A 23,832-nucleotide genomic window follows, 5' to 3' on the forward strand; every position below is an offset into this window, starting at 1 on the left:
AAAGGCGGTTTGAACGGGTCAGGCGCTGGGGTTTCCGGGGTCATGCGGGCCATCGGCGGGGCCGGTCATGCCGCTCAAGCTGAGCCGGAGCCGGTTGCGGGCCCGGTGCAGCTGGGACTTCATCGCGGCGTTGCTCAAGCCGAGCGCCTCTGCGACGCTCCGCCCCGGGTAGCCCAGGACATCCCGCATGATCAACACTCTGCGCTGAACGTCCGGCAACTCCTGGATCGCCTGCGCGACGAGTTCGGCTTCCAGGCGCCGGATGGCCTCGTCCTCGGCCGACGTGGCCAGACCGGCTTCGGCCTCGTCAGGGCGCTCGAACAGCACTCGAGCGCGGCGCAGGCACTCGTTCCGGACGATTCGGAACATCCACGATGTCAGTGCCCCGGTGGCGCGCAGTGAGCCGATCTTCCGGTAGAGAATGATCAGCGCTTCCTGCGCCGCGTCTTCGGCGTCCTGCGAGGACGCGCAGAGATGCTCCGCGAAACGTCGTACGTGAGGATGGGCACCGTAGAGCACCGCGGTGATCGACTCCCGATCACCGGCCTGCGCGGCCTTGATGAGCTGCGCGTTCACCCAAGAGCGATCAGCCACGTCCACGCCCTCGCCGTCGCCGGAACGAGGTCCCGAAGAGTGCCTGCCGCACCGCCGGCAGAACGACGTCACCCACACCCATCTCCTTCCCCAGCATGGCCATCACCTCATAAGAGGCCCCCACACCGCGAAAGGATTCGGCAGAGGCGGGGATCCTTCGGGCGCTGCGGTTTACCGTGGAGCCGTGGCCTGGGACGCCTGGAACGAGGACGAGTACCTCGCCTGCCTCCGGGCGGAGCGTCGCGGTTACGCGTGGGTGATGCGGCGGTACGGAGGTCTCACGCCGGCCCGGGCGGAGGCGGCGGCTCTGGAGCACTATCCCTATGAGGCGAGCGACGCGCCGTACCGCGGGCTCGTCTTCCACGACCATTCGTGGCACTGGGCGATGTCGAAGATTCATGGGGACTCGTACTGGCGGGAGCACCCGGAACTGGCCGACCCGCCGCCGGAGTACTGGGCCGTATCCGACGCCTGAAGCGCCGAGGGCCGCTCCGCTGCGCTTATTCGTGAGGATGAGACGGCGTGCCGCACCCGTGGAAATCGGGGGTTTGCGGCTGACCTGGCCGGAGGTATCGTCGGAGTCGGCGGTTTCCGGCCGCATCTGGGTCCGCGGGCAGAGCTTCAAGCTCACCGGCATGCACAGGAGATCGACGGCACGTCTTTCCAGCCCGACGTCGCGGACCCGCGGGCGTGAAGGAAGGACTGCCTTGTCCGACCATGCACGCCGACTTCCCGACCGGCCGAACCTGCGGTACCTCAAGCAAGAGGCCAAGCGCCGTCTTGCGGCCGGGGAATTCGCGACACTTCATGAGGCCCACCTGGCCATCGCCCGGGAGCACGGGCTGCCGAGCTGGACCGTGCTCAAGGAGTTCATCGTCGCCGCGCGCGACCGGGACCGTCACGCGTTCCGGCAGGTCGGTTGGGTGATCTCCAGGTTCCGGGGCGCCGGTGCCCCGGACTGGACGGCCCCGGCCGAAGCCGAACTGCGGGAGCACTTCGGTGACTCCTACCTGCGTCTGGTGCCGCCGCGAACGATGGTCGGCACGCTCAGCCGGGTGGCCGAGCGGTTGGGCGCGGAACTCGTCGTCACTCGCGAGACCGCGCTTCAGCTTCGCGCGCAGGTCGCCGACCTGCGGATCGAGGCGATGGTCGAGGCCGATCCTCCGCACCGGATCACCGGGCTGCGGATGTACCCCGTGGGCGAGCGGGTCACCGACTCGCGCGTCGCAACACCGACGACCCGCACATCCGGCGCGGTCCCTCCCACAGCGGTCGAGGTCGCCGAGGAGTCGTTCGCCGAGCTCGGTCTCGTTGGTCTCGCCTTGGCGGGCGCGTCGCGAGTGCCGGGTCAGGACCGTCCCGTGACCTGGACGCTCGCGCGCGGGTGGGCCGACCTGGAGCGTACGGAGATGCTCCGGCCCGACCACCGCTTTCCGGCGTACGGGATCACCAAGCTCATCACGTCCACCGTCGTACTGCGTCTCGTCGCCGACGGCCGGATCCGCCTCGACGATCCGGCCGACGCGCATCTGCGTACGATCCGGCTCGCCGACGAGGCCGTGACCGTACGGGAGCTGCTCTCGCACACCGGAGGCGTGGACGGTCCCGAAGAGATGTTCGCCGGCAACGTGCCGGATTCGGGGTCGCTTCTCGGGCCGGTCGTGTCGTGCTCCGGTACGCGCGGCGGCTTCGCGCCGGGCAACGGCGGATACGCCGTCCTCGGACAGCTGATCGCCGACGTCACGGGGCTTCCGTACCCGGAGGCGGCCGCCCGTACGGTGCTCGAACCGCTCGGAATGAGCCGTTCGTGGTTTCCCGCGAGCCGGCCGGACGTCGAGGTGGTCACCGGTCACCGCCTGTCCGAGGACGGCTCGATGCGGCCGGAACCGACAAGGCTGTGCACCGTCCCGGCGGCGGGCGGTCTGTGGACGACCGCCGCGGACCTCGTCCGGTTCGGCCACGGGTGGTCCTCGCTGATCCCCCATGAGCTGGTACGAGAAGCACTGAGGCCGCATGCCGTACCCCACGAGGCGGGAGCGCGGATGGGGCTGGGCTGGCTGCTGAACCAGTCCAAGGACGTCGCAGGTCATCCCGGGAGCGGGCCGGGTGCCGCAGCGTCTTTGATCACCCGGCCGGACCTCGGGCAGGTAGGCGTCGCCCTGACCAATCGGCTCGTGCCGATCGAATCGGTCAACGCCCGCCTGGTCCGCCCGGTCGCCTGATCACACCCGTACGGTCGACGGCGAGCCGAGGGGAGGGGCCAGCCGCGTTTGCGCGGCCACCTCCCTGACCGGGTTCGCCTGGTCCCTCCCCGGCCGATGAGGCGAATCCTTGCCCGAGTGGCGCGGCTGTACTCATTGTCGGAACATGACGGTCGTGACATGGTCTGCGACGCTGTTGCCACTGGTGGGTGTGGCCCTCGGATCGGGTGGCACTCTGGTCGGCCAGTACCTCACCACACGGGTCGACGTACGTCGTCAACGGCGGGAGCAGTTGGCCGCCGAGCGAGGCGAGCGGAAGGAGGCGATCCTGGGTTTCCTGTCCGCCGCTCAGAGCGTCGAACTGCTCCTCGACGGCCAGGACTTCGCCGGGCGTCATCCTGAAGACGACGAGGTCATGGATCGGCTCCATGGGCTGTGGCTGGCCAAGAAGTCCTGCGAACTCGTGTGCTCGGCCGAAGTCGCCCAGGCCGCCCACGATTACACCCTCGCCCTGCACCGTCTCGTTCGCGGCGACTCTCGTACGGAAGGGGCGGCGTCCAAGGGGGACATTCGGCACGCGTTCATGGAAGCGGCCAGAAGGGAGTTGGGTGTGGCGGACGCTCCTCTACGACGCGGTCCCCTACCGCCGGTCAGCGGCCCCCCACCTCATGAGTGACCGCGAGGAACAGCGGGATTCGTTCGCCGGCTCGAGCGACGCCGAGACGCCGCCGGCGCGCTGCTGCGGGCGCCGCGATGTGGTGATCGCGGCGCCCGCCCGTGAGATCGGTCAGGGTCGTTGGCCTGCCTTGTCGACGACGCCGATCCGCGTCTGTGCGGACCACTGCACGATGTCACCCTTGCGGCTGCGCAGGGTGCCGTCGTCGCCGCGGGAGACGTGGTTCTTGATCACGACCGACCGTTCGCCGAGGTAGCTGTAGGTGCGCGCGTCGAGGATGAGTTCGTCGCGCAGGTAGCCCTCCTCGATGATCGCGAACGCGACTCCCGAACGGCCGGCGGCGTCGGTGGCCTGATGGACCAGCTGGACACCCTGCAGGCGCGACAGCACCTGGAAGAGCGCGGCCTGCACCTTCGGCGGGATGAGGCCGTTGCGCATGAACACGCCGATGTTGCTGAACACCGCCAGGTCGCGGGACCCCAAGGGTTCGTCGGCCGATGCGCGCAGTGTGGCGAGGAGCCGGTCCGGGTCGGTGGGCAGGCTACTGAGATAGGGGTAGTCGGACCGGGGCTCGGCGGGGAGGAGGTCGTCGATCGTCATGTTCCCGCTCGCGTCCATGTTCGCCTGTTTCTTCCCGTCGGCCCGGATCCACTCTGCCGTGGTGTGCCGCCGGCGGGGGGCGACCGGGCCGTTCGGCTCGCTGGAGTCGGCCAGAGGTGCGCTGCGCGTCTGGATATAGATCCACTGCAGGGGCGTGGGGGCGGTGAACGGCCTCGCGAGGGCCGCCTGTGCGGCGCGGTTGGCCAGGTCGACGGTGTTGGCGACCGGTGTTCCCTGGAACACGACGGGGGGTTCCGGGCGCCTGTGGTCGGCGCCCTTTCCCGTGTTCCCGACGACGGTGATGCCGGTGGCGGCGGCCGCCGCCACGAGCCCCCCGGCAACGGCGATGCGGAGCAGTCGGCGGCGCCCGACAATGGCACGCCGGGCATGGGTCGGGACGGTCCGCTGCTCCGTCTCGGTCGTAGCGGCGAGCAGCCGTGCGCGGGCGCGGCGAGCGGTCTCGGTCGTCATCCGCGGGGTATCGCTGCGAAGCTCGGCGAGCAGTTTCAGGTCGTCCATCGTCAGTCCCCCTCGATCAGGTCCGTGGTGGTGGCGAGCGCCTCGCGGGTCTTCTTGCGCGCCCGGTGGATACGGGAGCGCACCGTGCCCGTCGGCACGTCCAAGGCCTCCGCGACCTCTTCGTATGTCAGGCCGCCCCACGCGAGCAGCAGCAGCGTGTCGCGGTCGCGCGGTTTCAGGCCGGCGAGCGCGGCCGCGAGGGCCCGCTGATGTGACTGAGCGGCGACGCGCGCCACGACGGCGTTGTCCATCGATTCGGGCAGCGGGTCGACACCGGTCCGCTGCAGCGCCCGATACAGCCGTTCTTCCTCGCGCCGGTGCCGGGCGAGGAGATTGGTGGCGATCCCGTACAGCCACGGACGGGCCATAGGGCGCGTCGTGTCATAGGACGCACGACGGCGGAACGCAACGAGAAACGTCTCAGCGACGATGTCGTCGGCGTGCTCGGTGCCGACTCTGCGCGCCGCATAGCGATGAATGTCGTCGGCGTAACGGTCGAACAGCGTCGCGAATATCTCCGGATCCTGGTGAGACTCGACGATCAGCTGCGCATCGTCGCACTCCTCACGGACCGGATGGGCTGCCGTCACGTCGAAATTCCTTGGGACATCTCACGCCTTCCTCGGGGCAGTGTCGTCACCCCCTGTTTCCCGCACCCGCCGATTCGGTTCACACGATGACCGTGGCGGCATGGCCTGGGGAAGGGCCATGCGCGTCAACCCGGTGGCCAGGGCCAGGGAACGCACTGGAGGCAGCTCGCGGCCGCGTGCGGCATGACCCAGGGCAAGGTCAGCGAGTACATGAAGCAGGGCGGTCGGCAGGTGCTCGCCCTGGAGGTGTTCGAGCGCATCGCCGACGGCCTGGACATGCCGGACGACCCGCGGATGACCCTCGGCCTCGCCCCACGGTCCTTCCGCGCACCGCCGCAACCGGGATCCTCCGGGTGGTTGGCTGATCCGGAACTTTTGGGTTCACTTGGGAGGAATCCGTACGCGACCGATGGGGATGGCGAGTCCGTGCAGAGGCGTACGTTCCACCGTCTCGCGGCGGCGGGTCTCCTCGAGGCCATGCTCGCCGACCTCCCGTGCGGGGACGTGCCACTCACCGGTGTCGACGCCTTCGCCGCGGCTCTCACCGGTACGGCGGACGTTGCGGGGACCCTTCCCGAGCACGCTCGTACGGATCTGAGCACTCTTCGCGCATCGGTCACCTCGGTCAAACGCGCGCATCAGTCCTGCCGCTACTCAACCGTCATCGAGACACTTCCCGGCCTTCTTGCCGCTGTTCAGACGGCGTGCGACGTGCTGACCGGCGACGATCGCCACCAGGCGGACGCCTTGGCCGCCGAGGCGAACTACGTCGCGGCCAGTGTTCTTCTCAAGCTCGACAGCGAAGGGCTTGCCTGGCTTGCGGCCGACCGCAGCATGCGGGCCGCCCGCCGCAGCGAGGATCCGGTCGCGGTGGCGGCGAGCGCGCGCAATCTCACTCGCGTGCTGATGAAGGGCGGCCACTTCGGTGCGGCGAGCACGGCGGCGGCCGACTTCGCCGCCCGCCTCGATCGTGACGTCGGGGCGCACACGCCCGACTCGCTGTCGGTGTACGGAGCGCTGCTCCTCTGCGGTGCGGTGGCGGCCGGACGCCGGAATGACCGTGCCACCGCCGCGACCATGCTGGATGAAGCGGAGGGCGCCGCCCGACGCCTCGGCGGAGATCACAACTATCGGTGGACCGCTTTCGGACCGACCAATGTGCGGCTCCATCGGGTCAACATCTCCGGATCGCTCGGTGATGCGGGTCAGGCGATCGCGCAGGCGCGGCACGTCGATCTCGGCTGTGTGCCGATCACCGAACGCAAGGCGGTCCTGCTGATCGACACGTCCCGTTCCCTCCTGCAATGGGGCAAGCATGAGAAGGCGTACGAGGTCCTGCGGGCGGCCGAGCGGCTCGCGCCCGAAGAGGTCTCGGCGCGTCCGGCCGTGCACCGGCTCCCTCGTGACCTCCACGCCACGTCGCCGCCGAGCGCGAAGCGGCGCGTCACCGAGTTCGCCACGCAGATCGGGGTCCGGTTGTGACCGAGGAACGTCGCGCTCGCGTACTGTCCATCGTCGTCTGCGGCGCCGGGCCGGCCGGTGAGGTCGGGCGGCTGGTCGGACCGGCTCAGGAGCGGGGATGGGACGTCCAGGTCATCGCCACTCCGGCGGCGCTGGACTTCATCGACGTCGCCGACCTCGAGGCGCGGACGGGGCGGCCGGTCCGCAGCGCGTACCGGAAGCCGGGACAGCCCCGTTCGCCGAGATCGGACGCCGTCATCGTCGCGCCCGCGACGTACAACACCATCAACAAGACGGCAGTCGGGATCAGTGACACCTACGCGCTCGGGATCCTCGCCGAGGCACCGGGGCTCGGGATTCCCGTCGTCATGCTGCCCTTCGTGAACAGTGCGCTGGCGGGGCGCCGGGCCTTCCGCCGCAGCGTCGACGAGCTGCGGGCCGAGGGGGTGCGCGTGCTGTTCGGGCCGGGGGAGTTCGAGCCGCATCCTCCCGGTACGGGCGGTGAGCGCATTGATCGGTTCCCGTGGCTGTCGGCCCTGCTCCTGGCAGAGGAGATGACAACCCGCGCAATCGTCTGACCGACAGAACGCACTCAGAAACTGAAGGGAGGGGGCGATTTCTGGTTTCGGCGGGCCTTGGACGGGGCCACCACTGCCACCGCCTCGGCGGCGGAGCCGCTGTCAGCGCCCCTCAGGGCGAAGCCGTCCTGCGAATCTCCCCACATGGCGATCATGCCCCACGATAGGAACAATCCCTCGATGGCGGCGACCGCCCAGGCCAACCACGGGGCGTACACCGCCGCCGCGGCGAGGATCGACCCACCGGCCGACCAGATCGCGGTGACGGTCGCCAGCAGGATGAGCATGGAGATCACGAATGCGATCCGATGGATCCAGACGAGTTGGCCGATCATCTCACGCAGTGTCGCGACCCGGCGTTCGGCGCGGTCGGCCAGCGCCATTCCCGCGATGATGAACTCCAGGATCCTGCTGTCCGCGGAGGCCGCCGCGGTGCCCTGCCAGGTCGTCTGGAGTGCCCTACGGAGCCCGGCCACGTCAGAGCCGAAGAGCGCACGTGCTTCCTTGGCCACCTGGTCCCAGGTCTGAAGGGCTCGGTCGACGGAGCCGTCGTCCGACCAGACCACGGTGCCCCAGGCGATCGCCGTTCCGATCGTCAGAGCCGACATCCCGGCGCATGCCTTCAGGTTCGCCGCGGTCGCCGCGCCGAGCTCGGCGATGAACATCGCACCGGAGCCGACCAGTGCCGCAGCGGCCGGCACTGCTGCCAGGTCCGCCGGAGAGCCGGTCGCCGATATCGGGGGCGTCGCGGGGGAGGACGGTGGCGCCTGTGCTGCTCTAAAGACTCCGCGGGAATCAGGAATCCAACCTATGTCATAGAGCACGGCATTGACGTTGGCGTCCTCGGCGCTCAGGTAGCGCTTTGCGGACTTGTGGAGGTTCTCGGCGTAAGTTTGTGCAGTCTTGATACCGATCGTCAGGTTGGCGAGCTCATCTTCGCGAGAGATCGCATAATTGTGTCGAGCGCCTTCGCCGACCGCGCCAAAAGCGAGATGCGGAATGTAGCTCTGCTCATCGATCAATCTTCGCAGCGACTCGAGCCTGGCGGCCACGTCGTCCAGGTGTACGCCCGCGTCTCGCAGTGAGTCGTGATCAACACTTAGGTGGAGCGACACCGGGCATCCCTTTCGCGGAGGTCGCGCGATTGTGGTTCCTGTCAGGCGTCAATTCCTCGGAAAGCTACGCGGCTCGTCAACGCCGACACAACCCACTTCAAAAAGATGCGAACTGTGGGGTCCATAAGGCTGGTGCAGGTGGCGGGCCGAGCAGGGCCGCCATGGCTGAGGAGAGCTGTCCCTCCTGGACTCTGACGGTCTCCGGCGGACGTACAGGCGGCACGCGTTCTCCGGCTGGGCGGGTCACGATCCGTGTGACCGTCGGACCGGGCTGCTCGCATTCCGCCGAAATCCGGGAGGATCTTCGGCGCAGACTGTCGAACGGCGGGAGGGTGATGACGCGCGTCATCTCGATCATTACGGCCGCGTACGAGCCGGTTCCGGAGTTCCTGCACGCCGCGTACGAGTCGATCCTCGTACAGGAGCTCCCGCCGGGTTGGGCGTGGCAGTGGGTGGTCCAGGAGGACGGCGAGACCGGTGACGTGGCCGCGCTGCTCCCCGAGGATCCGCGGGTGAGCCCGGGGCACGGCCGGCGCGGAGGGGCGGGAGTCGCGCGGACGCTCGCGCTGTCCCGCGCTCGCGGGGAGCTGGTCAAGGTGCTCGACGCGGACGACCTGTTGACGCCCGGTGCGCTCGCTCGCGACATCGACGTCCTGGAACGGCATCCGGACCTCGCGTGGGCGACGTCCCGTGCGCTCGATCTGCTTCCCGACGGCTCACGCCTGGGAGTCGGCGGGGGGCCGCCGGTCGGCCGGCTCGCACGTGGAACGCTCCTGCGGCTGTGGCAGGAGAACGGCCATCGGCTGCCGGTGGTCCCCGCGACGCTGTGCGTACGCCGCGAGCTCCTCTTCGCGCTCGGCGGGTGGATGGCATTGCCCGCCTCGGAGGACACCGGTCTGCTGCTCGCCGCCGACGCGGTGGGCGACGGCTACTTCAGCGCCGAGCCCAGCATGCTGTACCGGAAGTGGGACGGACAGGCCACCGGCCAGGCGGCCCACGTCGACGGGGCGGAGTGGACCGCCCGCGTCCGGATCCTCGAGCAGCGCGCGGCGGCCCTCGCCGCGCTGCACGGGCCTGACCAGCCGTCTACCAGGCGGTATGCCGATTAATCATGCGACATTCGGCGTTCCGCTCGTTAGGTTACGCCTCATGAGACCGATCAGTGAGAGCGACATACGAGGCTCCTTCGTCAACTGCTCCAAGGGCGAGGCGCGCAAGCTTCACCTGCCTCGGGGTCTGGCCGATCTGCCATGGGACGACCTGGACTTCCTCGGCTGGCGGGACCAGGGAGCGCCGGACCGCGGCTATCTGATCGCCGAACGAGGCGACGGGCTGATCGGGGTCACGCTGCGCGTCGCATCCGAGAACCGCAGGAGCCTCGTGAAGACGACGGTCTGTTCCCTCTGCCTGACGTCACATGCCGGGTCGGGGGTCTCTCTCTTCGCCGCGCGCCGGGCGGGTGCCGCCGGGCGTGACGGCAACACGGTCGGCACGTACATCTGCGGCGACCTGGCCTGCCCCCTCTACGTACGGGGCAAGAAGAAGTCGGCGCTGGTCACCCGGTTCACCGAGTCGCTCAGCATCGAGGAGCAGGTCGACCGGATGCGCACCAACCTGGACGCCTTCCTGGACGAGGTCGTACGCGAGAAGACGACGTGACCTCATAGCGGACTATGCGTCGTCGTCCCCCGGCCATGTCCAGCGGGGGACCTGGCGGATGGGGTGCAGGTCGCCGTCGGTCTCGGCCCGCGAATTCTGTACGGCGACCTGCGAGCCGAACTCGATGTGCTCACGTACCGCCGTACGGAAGTCCTCGTCATCGGGCAGGTCGGCCTCGTCGAGCGCCTCCATGTACAGCGTCACGAAACGCCGGCGCTGCTCCTCTGCGATGCCGAGGTGGCGGTGCACCCGGATGATGTACTCGAAGCCCAGCTCTTCGGTGAAACGGTCGGGTCCGCCGAAGGACTCGGCCGTGAACCAGGTCAGACGCTCGACGTGATGGGGCCTGCGCTCCGGGAACAGGGATCGCAGCGAAGGGTCGGCGAGGACCTTCGCGTAGAAGATCTCTTCGAGTCGATGGAGGGGCTCGTCTCCGCCGGCGTGTTCATAAAGGCTCGGCATGCCAAAACCTCCAGGCCGCTGAGGAGAAGCTCTCACTTCGAGTGGTGGGCGAGGCCATCAATGTGGCAGATCCACGTTCGCCTCGCCATGGGTTGCAAGGAAGGTCGAATACCTCGTAGCGGTGCGTCCGAGCGTGCAACCCGAGACGGGGGTCGCGCGTATTGGAAGGGCGGAAGGCACCCACCGGAACGACGTACGGTCCCGGCCGTGCTCAACGGTGTCTTCCTCTTTCTCGGCCGCCCGCCGACAACCGCGCCATGAGGAGGGCGGCCGCGTCCGATCCGCGCTCACCGCGCGGACGTCTTCCCCGAAGGAGTGGACACCTTGCGCTTGACGCGTCTAGCCGCCTCGGCGGCCATCGCCGGTGCGCTGGCCACGCCGCTGGCCCTGAGCAACACTGCCTCCGCCGCGACCGGGACGGGCTCGGCCTATGGCCTGGCCGCCACCGGTCTGGTCAACATCCCCCAGACCCCCGCGGTCACCGCCACCGCCGACAAGAGCCTGGTGAGCCTGCCGGCCAACCCCCTCATCGACGTCAAGGTCCTGCACGTCACCGCCAAGCCCGCCTCCGCCCGCGCCAGCGTGGTCGACCTGAGCATCGCCAAGGCCGCCCTCACCGCCCACCTCGTCACCGCCACCTGCAAGGGCGGCACCGGCACCTCCACCCTGGCCGACGCACGCATCGGCAACCACCGGCTCGCCGCCTACGCCGCACCCAACAGCGCCCTGAACATCCCCGTCCAAGGACTGGGCACCGTCGGAGTCACGCTCAACAAGCAGGTCCGCAACCCCGACGGCAGCCTCACCGTCACCGCCATCGAGGTCCGCCTCACCGACGCCCAGACCATCAGCATCTCCTCCGCCACCTGCGGCGCCGGCACCTCCAGCCGGCCGCCCTCCCCGCCCCCCGGTCAGGCCACCGGCAAGCCGATCCCGGGGCCGACCGACCCGACCAGGCCTCCGGGCCAGGCGCCCAAACCCACCCCCGTCCCCGGCAACCTGCCCGTCACCGGCTGAGCTGCGGACGGTCCGACCTCGGGAGGGGACCAGCGCGCGGGTCCCCTCCCGCGTCCTACGTCGCGCCGTCGCGGTCCCGTACGGACCGGAACGCCTGGTACTCCCACTCCCGACGCCTTACCGTTCGTCCTGGGGCATCCCGGGCGCGGCGAGCAGCGTACGCCGGATGTGGCGGCCACCAACGCGCACGACGCGTACCACCATGAGTGGGACATTCGCCGCACGTTGGAGTCGGCGCCGAACTGACGATCACTGGCTGCGCAGGCCACTGATACTGCGGCGAATCAGCTGGGACCACTCATCGCGAACCCGTTGCCTGTCGGCCTCGGGCGTCTCGGTGAGCGCCATGCCGGCCCCACCCAGCATCCAGAACGCGAACCTGACCGTGGTGTCCATGCTCTCCGTCTCCCGCCAGTAGCCGGACTCGATGAGAGAGCGGATGAAGTGCTCGACCACGCCGTAGGCGTATTTCTGCTCGCACTCTCGCCAGCGGTGCCAGCCGAGCACGGTCGGCCCTTCCTGCCAGACCAGCCGCCCGTACATCGGGTCGCAGCACTTGTCGAGGAAGGCGTCGAGACCGCGGAGCGCGGCCTCCCACGGATCGGTCGCGCCCGCGGCGGCGGCGGCGACCTCCTCCATGGCGCGCTTCTCCTGTGCCTCCAGCACGGCCTCGAAGAGGGCCTGCTTGCTGGCGAAGTGGTGGTACACCGCGCCGCGGGTGACCTGGCTGGCCGCGGCGACCTGCTCCAGGGAGGTTCCGGCGCAGCCCTGCTCGGCGAAGAGCGCGGTCGCGTGTTCGAGGAGCGCCGCCTTCGTGGCTTCGGAGTACTGCTCGCGGCGGCTCTTGACACCGGACATACTCTAAGTCTAACTACATACTCTGTGTATGTGACCGACGATGAGTAGGTGAGTGTGCCATGACCGAATGGGAGCGGGCTCGGCGGAGGTATCGGCTGGTGCACGACCTCGCCGCCGCGTTCGAGAAGAAGGGCCCGCGAGCGCTCGCGGACCGGCAGCACGAGGTGGTGGCCGAGTACGGGGATCTCGACCGCTTTCTGCGTGATGTCCAGCGGCGCTACCTCACCGCGGCCTACACCCAGTTGGACGAGGTCATCGAGCAGGCGTCCGGCGACCCGAAGGGCGCGGTCGCCGACGCACTCGCCGCGGTCGCCGAGGCGTACCCGGCGTTCCGGCGGCTGCTGGAGGAGTACACCGATCACCCCGCGCTCGCCGAGGGAACGGCCCGCTTCCGGCATGCCGTGCTCAGCGCGACCGGCGTGGATCCCGCCGACCTGACGTCGTACCGTCCGAACCAAGAGGTGAAGGGGATCAGCCATGCCCGAAAGTCCGCCTTCTGCGCCGCTCTTCGACCCGTTCGCGCCTGGCTTCACTGACGACCCCTACCCGCAGTACGCCGCGATGCGGGAGGCCGCGCCGGTGCACGAGCATCCGTTCGGGTTCTGGCTGCTCACGCGGTACGAGGACGTCGCATGGCTGCTGCGGGCGGGTCTGTCGGTCGAGGACGACAACGTCGCCGACGGCCCGCTGCGGCAGATGCGGGCGGAGACGTACGGCGACCGCTCGCCGCGCTCGAACGCGAAGTCCATGCTCGACCGGGATCCGCCGGACCACACCCGGCTGCGCAGGCTGGTGTCGAAGGCGTTCACGCCCCGGGCCGTACGCGCGCTGCGGCCACGCGTGACCGACCTGGTCGACGGCATGCTGGCCGAGATGGAGCGGGCCGGGCGGGGGGACCTCGTCGAGGCCCTGGCGTACCCGCTGCCGTTCGCCGTGATCGCCGAGATGCTCGGCACGCCGTCCTCCGACCACGAGCGCATCCGGGAGCTGACGGGCCTGGTCGTACGGTCACTCGAACCCGTCGTCGACCCCGACCTCATCGCGTCCGTCGTCGCCGCGGAAGAGGAACTGAACGGCATCGCCGCCGAGATGATCGCCTGGAAGCGCGCCAATCCCGCGGACGACCTGCTCACCGCCCTCATCCACGCCGAGGACGAGGGCACCGTGCTGGACGACGACGAGTTGGTCGCCCAGACGCTGCTGCTGTACATCGCCGGCCACGAGACCACCGTGAACCTCATCGCGGGCGGGACGCTCGCGCTCCTTCGCCACCCCGGCCGCCTCGCCGCGCTGGCCCAGGACCCCGGCCTGGTGCCGAACGCCGTCGAGGAACTGCTGCGCTACGACAGCCCGGTTCAGGCGAGCAGGCGGATCACCCTGGAGCCCATCACCGTACGGGATATCGAGATCCCCGCCGGCGCCTTCGTGATGGCGAGCCTCGCCGCCGCCAACCGGGACGAGCGGTTCTGGGGGCCGGACGCCGCCGAGCTGCGCCTCGACCGGGAGAACGCGCATCAGCACGTGTCCTTCGGCGCGGGCCCGCACCACTGCCTCGGGGCGTCGCTGGCCCGGATGGAGGCGTGCGTCGCGTTCGAGCGCCTGGCGGCCCGCTTCCCCGACCTGACACTCGACGGCGACGTCTCGTGGAACGGCCGCATGAACCTCCGCGGCCCGGCCCACCTTCCAGTGTCCAGCGGCCGATGAGCATACCTTTGAATTATTTCAAAGGTTCGCTAGTCTGGGAGGTGTGAGCACCACCAAGGTTCCCTTTTCCCAGCTCATCCAGCAGCCCGCCAAGACCGTCGCCAAGCTGGAGGAGGCGCAGCAAGTGCGACTCGTGCGCCGCGACGGAGAAGACCTCGTCCTGGAGACGGCCAACCGAGCCGAGGCCGCCGCTGCGGCCATGACCGCCACGACTCGTATGTTCGTCTCGCTGATGAAGCAGGATGAAGGGGCGCGGGCACTGCTCATGGTGCTACCCGACGTGTTCCCCTGGGTGAAGTTCTTGCCGACCGAAGACGTACGAGCCTTCCTGGTCGAGCTGGTGGACACCGCGAACGCCTGTGCGGAGCTCGACACGCTTGTACCGTTGGAGACCGTCGTAGAGGCGTGGCGGAGCACCGCCAGGATCCACGCCGACCCGGAACTACATGCGAAGCTGACCGAGCCCTTGGAAGGTACCGACCACGGCCCCGTCTCCGTCGACTGAGACCTATGAGCCTGAAGCGTAAGGATCCCGTCGCGCCTCCGCCGATCGGCCAGGAATGGGATGTCCGGTTCGGCACGAGCGAAGCGGCGAAGGGCTGGCCTGAGCTTGCCAAACAGGCACCATCGAACACGCGTGAAGCATTCGAACTCATGCGAGCGAATCCGCGGCCGCCAGAGGACCGCAGACACAAGCGCCTGCGCGGAGAACTGGCCACCCACCAGTTCGAAGGACGCCCGCTGGAGCAATGGCAGATCGAGGTTACCGGCGGCGGGCGCATCTTCTACCTGGTCGACGACGAGAAGCGGACCGTGTGGGTGGTCACCGCCTCCTGCGGACATCCGAAAAAGACCGAGTAGCCCCCTGAGGAGAGTGTGCTCAGTCGGTGGGGATCGCGTAGCCGGGGATGGACGGCCAGCGGATCGTCATGACGACGGACTCCTCCTCGGCGTGCCAGGAGTGGTCGACGCCATGGCTCCACACGACGTAGTCGCCCTGCTCGGTCAGTACGACGTCGCCGTCGGGGAACTCCATGCGGAAGCGTCCGCTGATCAGGACGAGCAGGGCGGTGCGCTTCTCCTCGGTGGCCCACCGCGCCCGCCGGTCGCCGCGCGGGTGCACGCCCCACTTGATCTCGACGTCGTCGCTGTGCCGGATGTCGCCGACCGGCTTGAAATGCCCGAGGAGCCAGCCTCGATCGCCGGCCGCGTCCACGGCGGCCTTGCCCACGTACACGTTCTCCACCACGGTGCGCGACCGTAGCAGCACCCCTCAGAGGGCGTAGTCGTCGGTGAACCCGTACGTCTCGCCGGGGAACGCCAGGTCCACGACGAGCACCCGCCGGCCGGCGTCGTCGCCGACGGTGGCCCGGACCGCCAGCACCGGGGCGTTCCTGGGCAGGCCGAGGGCCTTGGTCTCCGCGCTCGTGGCGCGCCGGGCGGTGAGGTGCTCGGTGACGTGACCGAGGTCCCGGCCGGTCGCCGACCGGATCGACGCGCGGACGCTCGCCGCGGCCGGAGCGAGCCGGTCGAGTCCGGTCGCGTGGGCGACGTCCGGGTCGAGCCAGAGCCCGATGAACGCCGTCGGCTCGTCATCGGCCAGCACGACCCGCTGCCGCAGGACCAGGGGCGCGCCTTCGGGGACGCCGAGCAGCTCGGCGATGTCGGAGCGCGCCGGGCGTTGCTCGACGTAGGTGACCTCGCCCGGCTCGTCGGCTTCGACGCGGTCGAGCAGGTCGCGGACCGGCCGCCACCCGCCGGATCCCTCCGCCGAGGGCGGGGTCGTCGCGTCTTCCGTGGTCACAGCGGATCTCCCGATCGGATGGACGACTACCGATGCCCAACCTGACACACCGGACCCGGTCAGGGACGTCCGGGTCCGATGCGCCGCATCAGCACGCCCTTGTGGGCGGTCTCGAGCCGCCAGGTCACCGGCTCCCACCCGCGGGTCTCCAGCGTCTCGACGCAGTGGAGCAGGAGCGGCAGGACCCCTTGCACAGGTGCGCTCGTCATGCTGCGGGCGGGCACCATGACGAAGACGTACCGATGCGGGCAGCCGTCGAGCATCGTCGGGTCCTGAGCGAGATCCTCGCCTAGGACGTACCGCTCCTCGATCAGCCGGCGCTGCTGCTTCGGGTTCACGATCGGTCTCCTAGGCCAGAGAGGTCACTCGGACGCGTCGCCGCTGTTCGAACGGGCCGCGACGAGGTCGGCGCGGAGGCTCTCCGCGGCCGTGGCCGGCTCCTTCTGGTCGAGTGAGGTGAAGGCGGCGGCCGCGCGTTCCGCTCCGGCGATCGCCTCGTCGAAGCGCTCCAGCGCGCCGAGGACGCGCGCCTCGTCGAAGTCGATGAGGGCCGTCTCCCAGGTCAGTGCGACCGGCTCGCCCTCGGGCAGGGCGGCCAGCGCGGCTCGCGCGTTCGCCATGACGGTCAGGCCGTCCTCCGTCCGTCCGCTCCACATCACGCACAGGGCCTGTCGGCGCAGGGCCTGCACGGTCCCGTACGGGTCGCCCCCTGCCGTGGACGCCTCTGCTGCCGCGGCGAAGCGTTCGGCGGCGGTCGCGTCCTTGTCGAGGCGGCTCAGCAGGTCGCCGGCCTCGATGAGGAGGCGGGCGGCCACGGCGGGCTGTTCGGCGCGTTCGTCCTCGGCCAGGCGGGTGAAGTTGTCGGCGGCGGCGTCGATTTCGCCCAGTTCGCGCTGGGCGTTGGCGAGGAGGTAGCGGGCCCGCCGCACGGCGTCGGTGTCGCCGTGGGCCTCGAACAGCGGCAGCGCCTCCTCGGCGGTCTCGGCCGCCTCCAGGAACCGGCCGGTGTCGAGGTAGGCGACGCACAGGTCCTGCCGCGCGTACGCGGCCTGGTGGTGGGAGCCCTCGGCGGTGAAGACCGCGACGGCCTCGATCAGGTCCTCGGCGGCCTGGGCGGCGTCGCCGCGCGCCAGCAGGCGACCGCCCCGGACGGCGTACGCGCTCGCGCGGAACGCCGCCATGTCGGCCGGGGCGTTGGTGACGGCCTCGGTGAGCAGCGCGTCCGCCTCGGCGGCCTCCTTCTCGTCCTCGCTCGCCGACAGCCGCTGACCGAGGAGGAGGGCGGCCTCGGCGAGGGCCGCGCTCTGACCGCTCCGCCGGTAGCCGTCGGCGGACCGCCGGAGCGCGGCGATGACCTCTGTCTCGCGCCGGGCCGGGGCGAGGATGCGGGCGCGCGTCATCTCCAGGTCGGCGAGTTCGTCGAGGTCGTCCACTGCGGGCGCGCCGTCCAGCAGCGCGAGGGCCTCATCGGTGCGGCCCGCCTCGCCGTACGCGGCGGCCAGCCGTCCTCGGGCGGCGAGGGTCCGCCGGGAGTCGGCCGCGTTGCCGTCCAGCCAGGCGACGGCGCTCTGCAGCAGGGGCAGGCCCGTGTCGGCCTGGCCGGTCTGGAAGAGCACCGCGGCGTACCTGCTGGTCGCCGCCTGGGCGCGCTCCTCGTCCCCGCCCTGCGCGTACAGGTCCGCGGACCGCCGCCACACGTCCACCGCGCCCTGCGCGTCCCCCGCGAGGAGCCGCTCGAGTCCCTCGCCGTCGACGCGACGGCCCTGCTGGACGAGGGTGAGGTCGCCGCCGATCGCGTCGACGCGCCGCCAGGCGGCGAGCGCCGGGGCGGACTCGCGCCGCCTCCAGTGCCGTTCGGCCAGGTCGAGCAGCCGGTCGACGTCGTCGATGGCCGTGAGGTCGTCCTGGCGCGGGGCCGGGGTGGCGGGCGGCGTCGCGGCGCGGCGCGCGTACGGGGTCAGCGGGAGCTGTTCGACCAGCGGTTCGGCGTCGAGTAGCTCGCGGATGAGGCGGCCCTGCTCGGGCGTGCCGTTGCGGGCGTCGAACCGCGCGGCGACGTCGAGGGCGTGCCGGGCCAGCTCCTCGTTCAGCTCGGCGGCCGGAACCTCACCGGCGGGCCGGTCGCCGTGGGCCGGCCGGCGTACGGTCACGTCGCCGTGGCCGATCTCCGCGAGCCGCCGGAGCAGCAGCGCGCCCGCGGCGGCGAACCGCATGCCCTCGTACGGGGTCGGAGCCCGGTCGAGCCAGCCGAGGTGGCGTTCGAGGAGTTCGAGGCCGCGGGCCTCGTTGCCGCTGAGCGCGCAGAACTCCAGGTGCACGCCGATCCCCCACAGCTCCGCGATGCGGTCGCGCTGGGCGCGGTACGCGCGGCGGTGGGCGTCGGCGGCGGCGTCGAGGCGGCCGGTGCGGAGGAAGACGGGGAGCAGTTCGGTGAGGATCGTCTGCGGCTGCTCGTCGCAGCCGAGCTCTCCCCTCAGCAGCGGCTCGGCGAGCGCGACCGCGTCCTCGTCCCGGCCGCGCGCGGCCAGGTAGGACACCTTCATGCTGGGGTCGCAGCCCTCGCAGTCCGACAGCCCCGTGCGGGGAGCCGCGTGCCACCGGGTGTACGACTCGTCGGCGGCCTCCGCGCCGTGCACGTGCTGGGTGACGAGCGTGCGGCACATGTGGACCGGCTGCAGTCCCTCGCCGGCCAGCTGGTACCGGCGCTGCATGTCGTCCAGCACCGCGAGCGTACGGTCGAGCGGGATCTCGGGGAACTTCGTCAGCCCCGTGACGGTGGACTTGAACCCCCAGTAGAGGAGGTGCTCCTCGCCCCAGTCCGGGTTCCGGTCGTAGTCGCTGAGGCAGCGGACGAACACCGCGAACGCCTTGGCGCGCTCGCCGCTCTGGACGTACTCCGTGCGCAGGTGGTTGCGGATCCGGTAGGCGAGGCGCTCGTCGCCGGCGGACTCCGCCTGGCGCAGCGACTCCTCCACCATGATGGTCCGCGCCTGGCCGTACGGCAGCTCTCCGGCACGGTTCATCAGCTCGACGGCCTTCGCGACAGTCACTTGCCCTCCGGGGTGGGGTCGTGGACGGCCCAGTCGAGCAGGCCGAGGAAGGACCGGTTGAGCACGGCGGTGTCGGCGGCCCGCAGGGGGTGGTGGCCGAGCAGGAGCGCCTGGCCGTAGAGGGCCTGGACCGCCAGCTCGATGAGGCCGGTCTCGGTCAGTGCGGTGATGCGGCGGGTGAGCGGGTTGCGGTGGTTGAGGACGAGCTGCGGGCGGTCGCTCGTGGACGTCATCCCCTCCAGCGCGCCCAGAACGTCGGACCACAGCGCGTCGGCGGACTCCCGCGCCTCGCGCAGCTCGGCCTGGTGGCGGGCGGCCCGGCTGGTCATGTACAGCGCGGGCAGCGACGCCGGGTCGAAGTCGCGGACGACGACCTCGCAGCCCAGCGAGTCGACGGCCCGCTGCGCCACGGCCAGGAAGGGGCGCAGCGCCAGCTCGGTCTCGGGGTCGAGCACGCCGAAGTGGGAGGTCAGCTCCGACGGGTCGAGCGGCCGCAGGACGGCGTCGGGGTCGATCGCCGGCAGCCGTTCGATGAGGTCGGCGTCGTAGACGTAACCGCCGTTGACCAGCGGCACGCCCTGCGCGCCGGAGACGGCCGCCAGGCGCCGGAACTCGTCGAGGTCCGCGGTGTAGCGGCCGTCGCGGTGCCGGGTACGGAACTCGGCGAGCGTCATCGGACCGGCGGACGTCTCGAACTCCAGCCACCGGTCGACGATCCGCAACATGTCGTCGTCGCGCAGCGCCATCGCCTTGACGCCCAGGTGGTGCAGGCGCAGGAAGGCGCGCAGCCGGGCCGGGTCGGTCTCCGACAGCCGTACGAGCCACTGCCGGACCTGCCGCCCGAGCGCGTCGCGGGTGGCGTCGAGCAGCTCGTCCTCGTACAGGGCCTCGCGCCCGGCCGTCGGCCGCAGCTCCCCGGCGTCGACCACGCAGCGGACGAAGAACGCCCAGTCGGGGAGCAGTCCCTCGACGCCCTCGGCCAGCAGCATCCGCTTGAGGTAGACGCGGTGCGCGCCGCGCGCGGTCGGGGTGACCGGCTGCGGCAGGACGAAGGCGACGCCGGTCAGCCCGGCCTCGGGGACGTCCAGGTCGATCACGTCGAACGGCGCGAACCCGAACAGGTGCCGGCAGTACTCGTCGAGCGCCGCGCGGCGACGGCCCGGGTCGGGGTACGCCGCGCGCCACGGCGGGCCGTCACCGGTGATCCGCCGCCCGTCGACGGTCAGCTCGACGGGGAGCAGCTCACCGTACGTCGCGGCCAGTTCGGTGACGGTCGCGGCGGTGAGCCAGTCGCTCGCACCGTGCCGGGCCCGCAGGCTCACGGTGGTGCCCGGCTCGTCCCGGGCGCCGGGTTCGACGCGGTAGCGCCCGTCGGCGAAGCCGGTCCACCGTACGGCCTCGCCACCCCGGGCGGAGCGGGTGACGACGGTGATCTCGTCGGCGACGAGGAACGCGGACAGCAGGCCGATGCCGAACTGCCCGAGGAAGTCGTGCCGGGCGAGGCCGAGCTCGTCGCGCTTGGAAGACCGGCCGATCGTCGCCAGCAGCTCGTGGACCTCCGCCTCGGTCAGGCCGATCCCGTCGTCGTGCACCCGGAGTTCTTCTCCGGTCTCGATCCGGATCCGCGCCGGGCCATCGCCGCGAGCGGTGCTGGCGTCGACGCCGTTCTGTAGCAGCTCTCGCAGGTAGACGCGGGGACTGGAGTACAGGTGCCTGCTCAGCAGGTCGACGACCCCGCGCAGATCGACTTGGAACGCCTGGTCCACCCCGTTGACCTCTCATCGATCGGTATTGCTGCCGATCACCCTAATGGCGGCCTATCCGGCACGCCTTCCGATATCACGAGACGGAGCGTAGGGAGATGCGGGGCGGGTATGGGTGTCGTGCCCCGTCATGGGGCGTTCGGAGCAAGGAGGCGGACATGGGGGAGCCGCGCGAAGCACAGCACGCGAAGCGAGACGCCGGGAGCGTGCCGCCGGTGGAGGCGGAGACGCCCGTCGAGGAAGAGGACCCGGACAGCGGACCCAGTACGGGCCCGCCCCATCCGGAGGACTTCAGCCCGGATGACTTCGAGTGAACGCCGCCCCGGCCGGTGAGGTCGGGGAACGGAGCGGGCGGTGAGCGGCGGGTGGGTCCAGCCGCTCTCTGCTGTGAAACCCGGTCGGCCAGTCGGCCCTCGGTCGCCGCTGACCCGTGAGGCCCGCTCTTGCCTGCGGCTCGGCTCGCCACCCTCTCTATTCGCGCTCATTCCCCGCGATCCTGGGGCTATAGATTGATCTGGCCTATTGAATTCCTCGAAACCATCGATTGGACTGATCTATCCCCGGCGCGCCACGCTGGAGGACATGACCGACCTATCGCTGACCGACGTCCTGCGGGCTCGCCGGACCATCGAACCGCACCTGCCGCCGACTCCCCTGTGGTCCTTTCCCATGCTGAACGACGTCGTCGGCGCCACCGTGCACGTCAAGCACGAGAACACCCAGCCGACCGGTGCCTTCAAGGTGCGCGGCGGGATCACGCTGCTCGCCGGCATGCGGCCGGAGGCACGTGAGCGCGGAGTCCTGGCGTTCTCGACCGGCAACCACGCCCAGTCGATCGCCTATGCCGCACGTCTCTTCGGCGTCCCGTGCGTCATCGTGATGCCGGAGAACCCCAATCCCGCCAAGGTGGGCGCGGTCCGGGCCCTCGGCGCCGACGTCGAGGTGCACGGCCAGGGGATGAGCGAGGCGCAGGAGTACGCGGAGAAGGTCGCCGCCGACCGCGGGATGACGCTGATCGGCGTCGCGGAGCCGGAGCTGATCAGCGGGGTCGGCACGCTGTACCTGGAGATGTTCGAGGCGGTGCCCGATCTCGACGTGCTGTTCGTGCCCGTCGGAGGAGGCAGCGGGGCCGCAGCGGCGTCACTGGTCGCCTCGGCGGTCGCACCGCGATGCCAGGTCGTCGCGGTGCAGTCGGAGTCCTCGCCCGCCGCGTACGACTCCTGGCGGGCCGGCGCGTGCGTCACCCGGCCCAACCGCACGGTCGTCGAGGGGCTGGCGACCGGACGCGGGTTCGACCTGCCGCAACAGATCATGCGTGCGCGCCTGGCCGACTTCGTGCTGGTCTCCGATGGGGAGATCCGGAGCGCGCAGCGACTCCTGCTCACCCACGCGCACACCTTGGCCGAGGGGGCCGGAGCGGCAGCGCTGGCGGGGCTGCTCGCCCGCCGCGACGAGTTCGCCGGGCGGCGGGTCGGGATCGTCTGCACGGGAGGCAACGCGTCGGCCGCCGAAGTCACCGAGGTGCTGGCCGCCGCCGACCCGGCCGGATGAGCCGAATTCGGCGGCTGGAGGGCCGGTGAACATAGCATGAACGCGCACCGTCGACAATAGGGCCACCGTATCAGCCTGATCGGGACTCGCGGCTCATTTTGTGCGCCTATCCCGGGTGTTACTTTCTGCGGAACACTCCCGCTGAAAGCGAAGGTCGGGCGTTGAGTTTCAAGTATGTTACGGCAGGTGCGGCGGCCGTCGGCGCCTCCATGATCGGCGTCCTGCTCGCGTCGGCGCCGGCGCAGGCGTCTGCTTACCCGCCCCTCGGAAAGAAGACCCTGAGCCGACCGTACTCGAAGAGCTACTGCCATTATTCCAAGGAATTGAAGCGGGGGATCAACGAGAAGCTTTCCGGGACGGTTCGTTACAAGCGGAACGCATACAAGTTCAACAAGAACATCCGCGTTCGGTTCTACGATCCGACGCTCGTGAACCCCACGGTCACCGTCACGACCACGAACAAGTGCGGCAAGGGCGCCAAGGCGGCCAAGGTCGACCGTACCGAGCTCACCCAGAAGTGGTACGACTGGAAGTGCCAGACCTCGGTGTCCGTGTTCGTCGGCTACCCCTGGTCGGTCGGGGTCAGCGGCACCATCAAGTGCGGTAAGACGAAGGCCGCGGATCGGAAGACGAACTACGGCAAGGGCTCCCACTACACGCAGTACAACTCCGGCGCGCCGGTGCGCTGGTCCTGGGGCAAGGATGGGAAGGGCATCGACAAGGGCGGCAAGATCTGCCTGAACGCCGACGCCTCCGCGGTCGCCTACATCGGCAACCGGTCCGACATGGCCAGCAGGCAACTCAATGTCTGCGTGACGGCGTCGTGGGGCGCGAAGTGATCGGTCGCGTCATCGTCGCCGCGACCGCGATCGCCGCGGGCGCGCTCATCACGCCCACACCCGCGCTGGCCTCGGCCTACCCGCCGCTCGGCAAGAAGACCCTGAGCCACTCCTACTCGACCGGTTACTGCTTCACCTCCAAGCAGCTGAAGAAGTCGCTCGTCGTGCGGCTGTCGGGGCGCGTGCGGTACCAGCGGAACGCGTACAAATTCAACAAGAACATCCGCGTGCGGTTCCACGACCCGACCCTGATCAATCCGAAGGTCGACGTGAAGGTCGCCACCAAGTGCGGGAAGGGCGCCAAGAAGGCCACGGTCAGCCGGACCAGGCTCGACCAGCGCTGGTACGACTGGAAGTGCAACCGGAAGGTCGGCATCACGATCGGCGTCGACCACGAGAAACAGTGGGGCGTCAGCGTCTACACGACCAAACGCTGTGGAAGCACCACGGCCGCCGACCGGGCGACAACGTACGGCCGGGGGTCGCACTACGAGCAGTTCAACAGCGGCGCCCCGGTCAAGTGGCACTGGGGCAGCGACGGGAAGGGGATCGACAAGGGCGGGAAGATCTGCCTGAACGCCGACGCCGGGGTCACGGCGTACATCGGCAACACGTCCGACACGGTGAACAGGCCGGTGTCGGTGTGCGTTCCAGCGTCATACGCGTAGAAGCGAGTCGATCCGGACCCGGGGCACCGGCGGTCAGCCGGTCGCCCCGGGCTCGTCGCACGCGGTGGCCTCAAGTGCGGTGACGCGCACCCAGAGACGCACGGACCGGTCCGATGGGGCTGG

Annotated in this window: 27 protein-coding genes; 16 read left to right on the forward strand and 11 right to left on the reverse strand. The window is 70.1% G+C overall.

What is annotated here, in order from left to right; all coding sequences use genetic code 11:
• Positions 1-18: 18 nt before the first annotated feature.
• Positions 19-594, reverse strand: a complete 576-nt coding sequence (locus ACQP2O_RS01585) for an RNA polymerase sigma factor (protein ID WP_433179347.1) — start codon at positions 592-594, stop codon at positions 19-21.
• A 184-nt stretch (positions 595-778) separates the two neighbouring features.
• Between ACQP2O_RS01585 and ACQP2O_RS01590 the strand changes: the two genes are divergently transcribed.
• The 3 genes from ACQP2O_RS01590 (at position 779) to ACQP2O_RS01600 (ending at position 3,471) form a co-directional block, all read left to right on the forward strand.
• A complete protein-coding gene (locus tag ACQP2O_RS01590; RefSeq protein WP_433179348.1) occupies positions 779-1,069 on the forward strand; it encodes a hypothetical protein in 291 nt (96 codons plus the stop codon).
• Positions 1,070-1,301: 232 nt separating this feature from the next.
• The gene (locus ACQP2O_RS01595; RefSeq protein WP_433179349.1) at positions 1,302-2,816 is read left to right on the forward strand and encodes a serine hydrolase domain-containing protein; all 1,515 of its coding nucleotides are present in this window, start codon (positions 1,302-1,304) and stop codon (positions 2,814-2,816) included.
• Positions 2,817-2,961: 145 nt separating this feature from the next.
• Positions 2,962-3,471: a hypothetical protein gene (locus ACQP2O_RS01600; protein ID WP_433179350.1), complete on the forward strand. Its 510-nt coding sequence runs from the start codon at positions 2,962-2,964 to the stop codon at positions 3,469-3,471.
• A 111-nt stretch (positions 3,472-3,582) separates the two neighbouring features.
• Here the strand turns inward: ACQP2O_RS01600 and ACQP2O_RS01605 are convergent, their stop codons facing one another.
• Together ACQP2O_RS01605 and ACQP2O_RS01610 are read right to left on the reverse strand one after the other, a co-directional pair.
• A complete protein-coding gene (locus tag ACQP2O_RS01605) occupies positions 3,583-4,590 on the reverse strand; it encodes a CU044_5270 family protein (RefSeq protein ID WP_433179351.1) in 1,008 nt (335 codons plus the stop codon).
• 2 nt (positions 4,591-4,592) lie between these two features.
• On the reverse strand, positions 4,593-5,180 hold the full coding sequence (locus ACQP2O_RS01610; RefSeq protein ID WP_433179353.1) for an RNA polymerase sigma factor: 588 nt from the start codon (positions 5,178-5,180) through the stop codon (positions 4,593-4,595).
• 183 nt (positions 5,181-5,363) lie between these two features.
• Here ACQP2O_RS01610 and ACQP2O_RS01615 point away from each other — a divergent pair, with 183 nt between their 5' ends.
• Both ACQP2O_RS01615 and ACQP2O_RS01620 read left to right on the forward strand, forming a co-directional pair.
• Positions 5,364-6,662: an XRE family transcriptional regulator gene (locus tag ACQP2O_RS01615; protein ID WP_433179354.1), complete on the forward strand. Its 1,299-nt coding sequence runs from the start codon at positions 5,364-5,366 to the stop codon at positions 6,660-6,662.
• Positions 6,659-7,219: a flavoprotein gene (locus ACQP2O_RS01620; RefSeq protein WP_433179355.1), complete on the forward strand. Its 561-nt coding sequence runs from the start codon at positions 6,659-6,661 to the stop codon at positions 7,217-7,219. The genes ACQP2O_RS01615 and ACQP2O_RS01620 overlap by 4 nt, the downstream gene beginning before the upstream one ends.
• A 14-nt stretch (positions 7,220-7,233) precedes the next feature.
• Here ACQP2O_RS01620 and ACQP2O_RS01625 read toward each other — a convergent pair whose 3' ends face one another.
• Entirely contained in the window at positions 7,234-8,271 is a 1,038-nt protein-coding gene (locus ACQP2O_RS01625; protein WP_433179356.1) for a hypothetical protein, read from the reverse strand.
• Positions 8,272-8,669: 398 nt separating this feature from the next.
• On the opposite strand from ACQP2O_RS01625, the gene ACQP2O_RS01630 reads away from it, so the two are divergent.
• Together ACQP2O_RS01630 and ACQP2O_RS01635 are read left to right on the forward strand one after the other, a co-directional pair.
• Entirely contained in the window at positions 8,670-9,443 is a 774-nt protein-coding gene (locus tag ACQP2O_RS01630; RefSeq protein WP_433179357.1) for a glycosyltransferase family 2 protein, read from the forward strand.
• Positions 9,444-9,483: 40 nt separating this feature from the next.
• Positions 9,484-9,993, forward strand: a complete 510-nt coding sequence (locus ACQP2O_RS01635; RefSeq protein WP_433179359.1) for an FBP domain-containing protein — start codon at positions 9,484-9,486, stop codon at positions 9,991-9,993.
• 12 nt (positions 9,994-10,005) lie between these two features.
• Here the strand turns inward: ACQP2O_RS01635 and ACQP2O_RS01640 are convergent, their stop codons facing one another.
• Positions 10,006-10,455: a group II truncated hemoglobin gene (locus tag ACQP2O_RS01640; RefSeq protein ID WP_433179360.1), complete on the reverse strand. Its 450-nt coding sequence runs from the start codon at positions 10,453-10,455 to the stop codon at positions 10,006-10,008.
• A gap of 324 nt (positions 10,456-10,779) precedes the next feature.
• Here ACQP2O_RS01640 and ACQP2O_RS01645 point away from each other — a divergent pair, with 324 nt between their 5' ends.
• On the forward strand, positions 10,780-11,472 hold the full coding sequence (locus tag ACQP2O_RS01645) for a choice-of-anchor P family protein (protein ID WP_433179361.1): 693 nt from the start codon (positions 10,780-10,782) through the stop codon (positions 11,470-11,472).
• A 249-nt stretch (positions 11,473-11,721) separates the two neighbouring features.
• Here the strand turns inward: ACQP2O_RS01645 and ACQP2O_RS01650 are convergent, their stop codons facing one another.
• The gene (locus ACQP2O_RS01650; protein ID WP_433179362.1) at positions 11,722-12,330 is read right to left on the reverse strand and encodes a TetR/AcrR family transcriptional regulator; all 609 of its coding nucleotides are present in this window, start codon (positions 12,328-12,330) and stop codon (positions 11,722-11,724) included.
• A gap of 59 nt (positions 12,331-12,389) precedes the next feature.
• Here ACQP2O_RS01650 and ACQP2O_RS01655 point away from each other — a divergent pair, with 59 nt between their 5' ends.
• Genes ACQP2O_RS01655 through ACQP2O_RS01670 form a run of 4 tightly spaced genes read left to right on the forward strand, consistent with a single transcriptional unit; the run spans position 12,390 to position 14,895 of the window.
• The gene (locus ACQP2O_RS01655; RefSeq protein WP_433179363.1) at positions 12,390-12,866 is read left to right on the forward strand and encodes a hypothetical protein; all 477 of its coding nucleotides are present in this window, start codon (positions 12,390-12,392) and stop codon (positions 12,864-12,866) included.
• Positions 12,808-14,034, forward strand: a complete 1,227-nt coding sequence (locus ACQP2O_RS01660) for a cytochrome P450 (RefSeq protein WP_433179365.1) — start codon at positions 12,808-12,810, stop codon at positions 14,032-14,034. Before ACQP2O_RS01655 ends, ACQP2O_RS01660 begins: the two co-directional genes overlap by 59 nt.
• A gap of 43 nt (positions 14,035-14,077) precedes the next feature.
• Positions 14,078-14,539, forward strand: a complete 462-nt coding sequence (locus tag ACQP2O_RS01665; RefSeq protein WP_433179366.1) for a hypothetical protein — start codon at positions 14,078-14,080, stop codon at positions 14,537-14,539.
• Between the two features lie 5 nt (positions 14,540-14,544).
• Positions 14,545-14,895 (forward strand): type II toxin-antitoxin system RelE family toxin, encoded by a 351-nt coding sequence (locus ACQP2O_RS01670; RefSeq protein ID WP_433179367.1) that lies wholly within the window; start codon positions 14,545-14,547, stop codon positions 14,893-14,895.
• Between the two features lie 19 nt (positions 14,896-14,914).
• On the opposite strand, the gene ACQP2O_RS01675 is transcribed toward ACQP2O_RS01670, so the two are convergent.
• The 5 genes from ACQP2O_RS01675 to ACQP2O_RS01695 are packed head-to-tail and all read right to left on the reverse strand — an operon-like array spanning position 14,915 to position 20,654.
• Complete coding sequence (locus tag ACQP2O_RS01675; protein WP_433190906.1) at positions 14,915-15,280, reverse strand: signal peptidase I; 366 nt, start codon at positions 15,278-15,280, stop codon at positions 14,915-14,917.
• A gap of 27 nt (positions 15,281-15,307) precedes the next feature.
• Positions 15,308-15,838 (reverse strand): UTRA domain-containing protein, encoded by a 531-nt coding sequence (locus tag ACQP2O_RS01680; protein WP_433179368.1) that lies wholly within the window; start codon positions 15,836-15,838, stop codon positions 15,308-15,310.
• A 59-nt stretch (positions 15,839-15,897) separates the two neighbouring features.
• Positions 15,898-16,176, reverse strand: a complete 279-nt coding sequence (locus ACQP2O_RS01685) for a hypothetical protein (protein ID WP_433179369.1) — start codon at positions 16,174-16,176, stop codon at positions 15,898-15,900.
• 24 nt (positions 16,177-16,200) lie between these two features.
• Complete coding sequence (locus ACQP2O_RS01690; RefSeq protein WP_433179371.1) at positions 16,201-18,888, reverse strand: hypothetical protein; 2,688 nt, start codon at positions 18,886-18,888, stop codon at positions 16,201-16,203.
• On the reverse strand, positions 18,885-20,654 hold the full coding sequence (locus tag ACQP2O_RS01695; protein WP_433179372.1) for an HSP90 family protein: 1,770 nt from the start codon (positions 20,652-20,654) through the stop codon (positions 18,885-18,887). Before ACQP2O_RS01695 ends, ACQP2O_RS01690 begins: the two co-directional genes overlap by 4 nt.
• 155 nt (positions 20,655-20,809) lie before the next feature.
• Between ACQP2O_RS01695 and ACQP2O_RS01700 the strand changes: the two genes are divergently transcribed.
• The 4 genes from ACQP2O_RS01700 (at position 20,810) to ACQP2O_RS01715 (ending at position 23,709) form a co-directional block, all read left to right on the forward strand.
• A complete protein-coding gene (locus ACQP2O_RS01700) occupies positions 20,810-20,965 on the forward strand; it encodes a hypothetical protein (protein WP_433179373.1) in 156 nt (51 codons plus the stop codon).
• A gap of 268 nt (positions 20,966-21,233) precedes the next feature.
• Positions 21,234-22,202, forward strand: a complete 969-nt coding sequence (locus ACQP2O_RS01705) for a threonine ammonia-lyase (RefSeq protein ID WP_433179374.1) — start codon at positions 21,234-21,236, stop codon at positions 22,200-22,202.
• A 161-nt stretch (positions 22,203-22,363) separates the two neighbouring features.
• The gene (locus tag ACQP2O_RS01710) at positions 22,364-23,041 is read left to right on the forward strand and encodes a hypothetical protein (RefSeq protein ID WP_433179375.1); all 678 of its coding nucleotides are present in this window, start codon (positions 22,364-22,366) and stop codon (positions 23,039-23,041) included.
• On the forward strand, positions 23,038-23,709 hold the full coding sequence (locus ACQP2O_RS01715) for a hypothetical protein (RefSeq protein ID WP_433179377.1): 672 nt from the start codon (positions 23,038-23,040) through the stop codon (positions 23,707-23,709). Before ACQP2O_RS01710 ends, ACQP2O_RS01715 begins: the two co-directional genes overlap by 4 nt.
• Positions 23,710-23,832 lie beyond the last annotated feature (123 nt).

This window comes from Actinoallomurus sp. CA-150999, assembly GCF_050942425.1.
In the GTDB taxonomy this organism is placed as follows: Bacteria; Actinomycetota; Actinomycetes; order Streptosporangiales; family Streptosporangiaceae; genus Actinoallomurus.

What these genes read in the sequence shown, in the direction of transcription:
- ACQP2O_RS01605 (WP_433179351.1), bottom strand. Translation starts at nt 4,590, where the DNA reads ATGGACGACCTGAAACTGCTCGCCGAGCTTCGCAGCGATACCCCGCGG.
- ACQP2O_RS01600 (WP_433179350.1), top strand. Translation starts at nt 2,962, where the DNA reads ATGACGGTCGTGACATGGTCTGCGACGCTGTTGCCACTGGTGGGTGTG.
- ACQP2O_RS01700 (WP_433179373.1), top strand. Translation starts at nt 20,810, where the DNA reads ATGGGGGAGCCGCGCGAAGCACAGCACGCGAAGCGAGACGCCGGGAGC.
- ACQP2O_RS01630 (WP_433179357.1), top strand. Translation starts at nt 8,670, where the DNA reads ATGACGCGCGTCATCTCGATCATTACGGCCGCGTACGAGCCGGTTCCG.
- ACQP2O_RS01650 (WP_433179362.1), bottom strand. Translation starts at nt 12,330, where the DNA reads ATGTCCGGTGTCAAGAGCCGCCGCGAGCAGTACTCCGAAGCCACGAAG.
- ACQP2O_RS01660 (WP_433179365.1), top strand. Translation starts at nt 12,808, where the DNA reads ATGCCCGAAAGTCCGCCTTCTGCGCCGCTCTTCGACCCGTTCGCGCCT.
- ACQP2O_RS01705 (WP_433179374.1), top strand. Translation starts at nt 21,234, where the DNA reads ATGACCGACCTATCGCTGACCGACGTCCTGCGGGCTCGCCGGACCATC.
- ACQP2O_RS01615 (WP_433179354.1), top strand. Translation starts at nt 5,364, where the DNA reads ATGACCCAGGGCAAGGTCAGCGAGTACATGAAGCAGGGCGGTCGGCAG.
- ACQP2O_RS01640 (WP_433179360.1), bottom strand. Translation starts at nt 10,455, where the DNA reads ATGCCGAGCCTTTATGAACACGCCGGCGGAGACGAGCCCCTCCATCGA.
- ACQP2O_RS01635 (WP_433179359.1), top strand. Translation starts at nt 9,484, where the DNA reads ATGAGACCGATCAGTGAGAGCGACATACGAGGCTCCTTCGTCAACTGC.
- ACQP2O_RS01670 (WP_433179367.1), top strand. Translation starts at nt 14,545, where the DNA reads ATGAGCCTGAAGCGTAAGGATCCCGTCGCGCCTCCGCCGATCGGCCAG.
- ACQP2O_RS01655 (WP_433179363.1), top strand. Translation starts at nt 12,390, where the DNA reads ATGACCGAATGGGAGCGGGCTCGGCGGAGGTATCGGCTGGTGCACGAC.